3 protein-coding genes are annotated in these 4,166 nt (G+C 68.2%); all 3 read right to left on the bottom strand.

The genetic code is table 11. From position 1 onward, the window contains the following. The coding region (gene cbiB / locus AC781_RS07545) for an adenosylcobinamide-phosphate synthase CbiB (protein WP_067775996.1) at positions 1–690 on the bottom strand (690 nt) is incomplete at its 3' end. Positions 691–694: 4 nt separating this feature from the next. Continuing rightward, positions 695–3,301, bottom strand: coding sequence for a cobyric acid synthase (locus AC781_RS07540; protein ID WP_067775993.1), 2,607 nt, complete (start codon positions 3,299–3,301; stop codon positions 695–697). After that, the coding region (locus tag AC781_RS07535; protein ID WP_083076765.1) for a phosphotransferase-like protein at positions 3,298–4,166 on the bottom strand (869 nt) is incomplete at its 5' end. The genes AC781_RS07535 and AC781_RS07540, both read right to left, overlap by 4 nt.

Genomic DNA, 4,166 nt, shown 5'->3' with positions numbered 1-4,166 from the left:
GGAGAGGGCGATGAGGGGGAGAGAGAGGCGGGCGGGGAGGTAGTTCAGGACGTCGTCCGTGCGGGCGGCGAAGGTGCCGAAGCGGCGGTATTCGTCGTTTTTTTTGCCCCAGAGGGCGTCAAGGGTGTTGAAGCAGCGGTGGAGGATGGCGGCGGCTGCACATCCGGCGGGACCGCCGAGGAGGAGGCCGATCGTGGCCCAGAAGAGGGTGGAGAGGATGCCGTCCGTGAGGTTTTCGGAGACGCTTTCGATGGCGGCGCGCAGGACGCCGTGCATGTCGAGCGTTTGGGTGTCGCGGCCGACGATCATGGAGACTTGCCGTTTGGCTTGAGGGAGGTCGTTTTCCCGTGCGGCGGAGAGGACGCGGCGGGCATGAGCGGCGAGGCTGCGGGGGGCCATGCAGAGGTAGACGGCGAGAGCGGCGGCGCACCATGCCGCCCATGAGGGGAGGAGGGCGGCGGCGAGGAGGACGATGCCCGCGCCGAGGCAGACGGGGGGCAGGACGGCGCAGAGGGCGGCGAGGCTGCCAGCAAGGAAGGTTTTGCCGAGGAGGCGTTTCCATGTTCGTTCCATGAGGCGTGCCCAGCGGCCGAAGTGGCAGACGGGGTGGCAGCAGCCGGGCGGCTCTCCGAGGGCGAGGTCGAGCAGCAGGGCGGCGGGGAGGATGAGGATGGGGGCGTATTGTTCCATCGGGTCAGGCGAGGCCCATGCTGCGGTAGATGTGGCGGAGGTCGACGTTTTCGCGTACGATGTCCGCCAGCCGGTTCAGGCTGTGTTCGAGGTTGCAGACGGTGAGGTTTTTCCCGGCGGGGCAGAGTCCGGAGAGTGTGCGGATGCGGTCGATGTAGGCGCGGCGGAAGTCGTCGTCGTCGAAGAGGCCGTGGAGGTAGGTGGCCCAGATGCGGTCGGTGCCGTAGCCGCAGGGCGAGCCGTCTTCCCGGAAGAAGAGAGGGGGGCATGTTTCTTTGGCCGTGGAGATGCCGTGGTGGATTTCGTAGCCGGATGTGGGTACGCCGAGCGGGGTGCGGGCCCGGGCGATGTTGAGGAGGGTTTTTTCCGAGGCGAAGGCGGTGGCGAGGTCGAGCAGGCCGAGGGCGGGGTGGGTGGCGTGTTCGGTTTCGAGGCGGTGGGGGTCGTCGATGCGCTGGCCGAGCATTTGCAGGCCGCCGCAGATGCCGAGGATGTGGCCGCCTTTGGCGGCATGGCCGAGGATGAGGTCGGCGAGTCCGGCTTCGCAGATGGCGCGGTAGTCGTGGACGACGTTTTTGGTGCCGGGGATGATGACGAGGTGGGGGGAGCCGAAGTCGGCGGCGGTGCGGACGGGGCGCAGGCGGATGTCCGGTTCGGCGGCGAGGGGGGCGAAGTCGGTGTGGTTGGAGATGTGGGGGAGGAGGAGGAGGGCGATGTCGAGGCGTTCGGCCTCGGGAGCGGGGTTGTCGGGGGCGAAGGTGAAGGCGGCGCGGTCTTCTTCCGGCAGGTTGATGCCCCGGATCATGGGGATGACTCCGAGGACGGGGGTGCCGGTGACGGTGCGGAGGTAGTCGTGGGCGGGGGCGAGGAGGGTAGAGTCTCCACGGAATTTGTTGACGAGAAATCCGGCCAGCAGGCGTTTTTCGGCGGGAGTGAAGGTCATCCACGTGCCGAGGAAGGAGGCGTAGACGCCGCCTCGGTCGATGTCTCCCGCGAGGAGGACGGCGGCTTGCGCGTGCATGGCCATGTTCATGTTGACGATGTCGGCGCGTTTGAGGTTGATTTCTCCGGGGCTTCCGGCTCCTTCGAGGATGACGGCTTCGTGTTCGGCGGCAAGGCTGTCGTAGGCCTGCCGGACGATGGGCCAGAGTTCGCGTTTGGAGGTGAAGTATTCGCGGGCGGTGCGGTGCCCGGTGGGGTGCCCGAGGACGACGACCTGCGATCCCATGTCGGAATGGGGTTTGAGGAGGACGGGGTTCATGCGGGCGTCCGGGTCGAGGCGGCAGGCGGCGGCCTGGACAATTTGGGCGCGGCCCATTTCTTCCCCGAGGGCCGTGACTCCGGAGTTGAGGGCCATGTTTTGGGCCTTGAAGGGGGCGACGTCGTAGCCGTCCTGCAGGAGGATGCGGCAGAAGGCGGCGGTGAGGATGCTTTTTCCGGCATCGGAGCAGGTGCCCTGCAGCATGAGGGCCGGAGTGCGGCGCGGGCGGCGCAGAGAGGGGGCTTCGATGCGCGGTTGCGGGGGGGCGATGCAGGCGTACAGGGCTGCGGCGAGGGTGTCGATGTCTGCATGGGAGCGGACGGCGGCGCGGTACCACGGTTCTTGGTCGAGGCTGCGGTAGTTGGAGCAGTCGCGCAGGGCGGTGCAGTGTTCGCGCAGGAGGGTGCCGATGAGGTCGGCGGGGGCATTCGTCCAGCGGAAGAGGATGTAGTTGGCGGCGGAGGGGTATGTTTCGATGCCCGGGAGGGTGCGGAGCTGCGCGTCGAGGTGTTCGCGGCGGGCGCGGGTGAGTTCTCGCTGTTCGGCTGCGAACGCGGCCGTTTCCGGGGAGCTGAAGATGGCGACGGCTGCGGCGATGGAGGCGGCGCCGATGCTCCACGGCGGAAGTGCATCGCGCAGGGCGGCGATGATGCGGGGGGATGCGGCCGCGTATCCGGTGCGGATGCCGGCCATGCCGTAGAATTTGGTGAGGGAGCGGAGGACGATGAGGTTGTTCCGGGTGGGGGCGGCGGTGAGGAGGCTGTGCTGTTCTCCGGCGAAGTCGATGAAGGCTTCGTCGATGATCCAGACGGTGCCGGGAGTGGCATCGATGGCGCGAAGGATGCTGCCGGGCGGGAGGATGGCTCCGGCGGGGTTGCCGGGGTTGGCGAGGAAGATGCAGCCGCCGAGCGGTGCATGGGCGGCGATAGAGTCGAGGTCGGGGAGGAATCCTGTGTCCGGTGAGGTGTATTCGTGCCGGACGGGGATGTCCGCGCGGCGGCAGGCGAGTTCGTATTCGCTGAAGGCGGGCTGGATGATGAGGGCTTCGGCAGGGGCGAGGATGCGCGGGAGGGCGTGGATGTGTTCGTTGCTGCCGTTGCCGAAGAGGATGCAATCCTGAGGGATGCCGAGGTGCGCCGAGGCGGCGGCGCAGGCATCTTCGGCATAGGGGGAGGGGTAGGCGACGGCGCGGTCGAGGCTTTGGAGGACGGCTCCTCTCAGGAAGTCGGGCATGCCTTCGGGACGGACGTTGACGCTGAAGTCGAGGAGGTTTTCCGGGGAGGTTCCGGCGCGGGCGGCGAGGGCGAGGAGGTTGCCGCCGTGGGCGTCGGCGTCGGGAGGAGTGTTCATGGTTCGGTCGGTTCGGAGAGGAGGTGGAGGAGTTGCCGGGCGCAGTCGTCCGGGGTGGCGGCCGTGGTGTCGATGGAGGTGCAGCAGGGTATGCCCCGGTGGATGGTGTCCATTTGCCGGAGGGCGTGGGGGAGATCCGGGGGGCGGTCGGTGCGGGTCGTTTCGCGGCGGACGAGGGTTTCCCGGTCGCAATGGACGCGGACGGTGTGGAGAGGGACGGAGCCGAGGCGGCGGCGGAGGTCGTGTATCCAGTCCGGGTTTTCTCCGATGACGTGGTCGGCGATGACGCAGGCTCCGGCGCGGGCGGCGGCGGCCAATGCGGCGTGGTAGGCTTCGACGAGGGGGAGGCCGGAGGCGTCCAGCGTGCCGGTGAGGGTGCTGGAGGCGGTGCCGCAGGCCGGGAGAAAGTCGTCCACGGAGAAGATCATGACGGGCCGGGGCGAGAGGCGGCGGAGGGCTTGCGCGAGCGTGGTTTTGCCTGCGCTGGATGGGCCGTTCAGCAGGATGATTTTTCCTTGGAGGCGGGCGGCTGTTTCCGGGGTGGGGAGGGGCTGCGCCCAGTACAGGTGGATGTATCCGGCGCGGATGTTGCCGTGGGAGATTCCGTCGCGGCAGGCGGAACCGTCCCGCCCCGTCCATGTGTAGAGCGAAGGGTAGTCGCGGTGGTGTTCGATGGAGGACCAGTGGAATTCATGCCCGCGCAGGGTGGTGCGTTCGAGGCCGAGGGGGGAAGTTCCGGGGATGGAGACTTCACGGTAGCCGAGGGAGCGGAGTGCGGAACCCATGCGGGCGGTGGCGTCGAGGATGCCGCTCATGGGCCATTCCGTGCCGTCCGGGGTGACGAGGGTGCGGCAGAGGTACATGT

The sequence above is a fragment of the Neoakkermansia glycaniphila genome (genome assembly GCF_001683795.1).
Classification (GTDB): Bacteria; Verrucomicrobiota; Verrucomicrobiia; order Verrucomicrobiales; family Akkermansiaceae; genus Akkermansia; species Akkermansia glycaniphila.
This window is presented reverse-complemented; position numbering and strand designations above follow the sequence as displayed.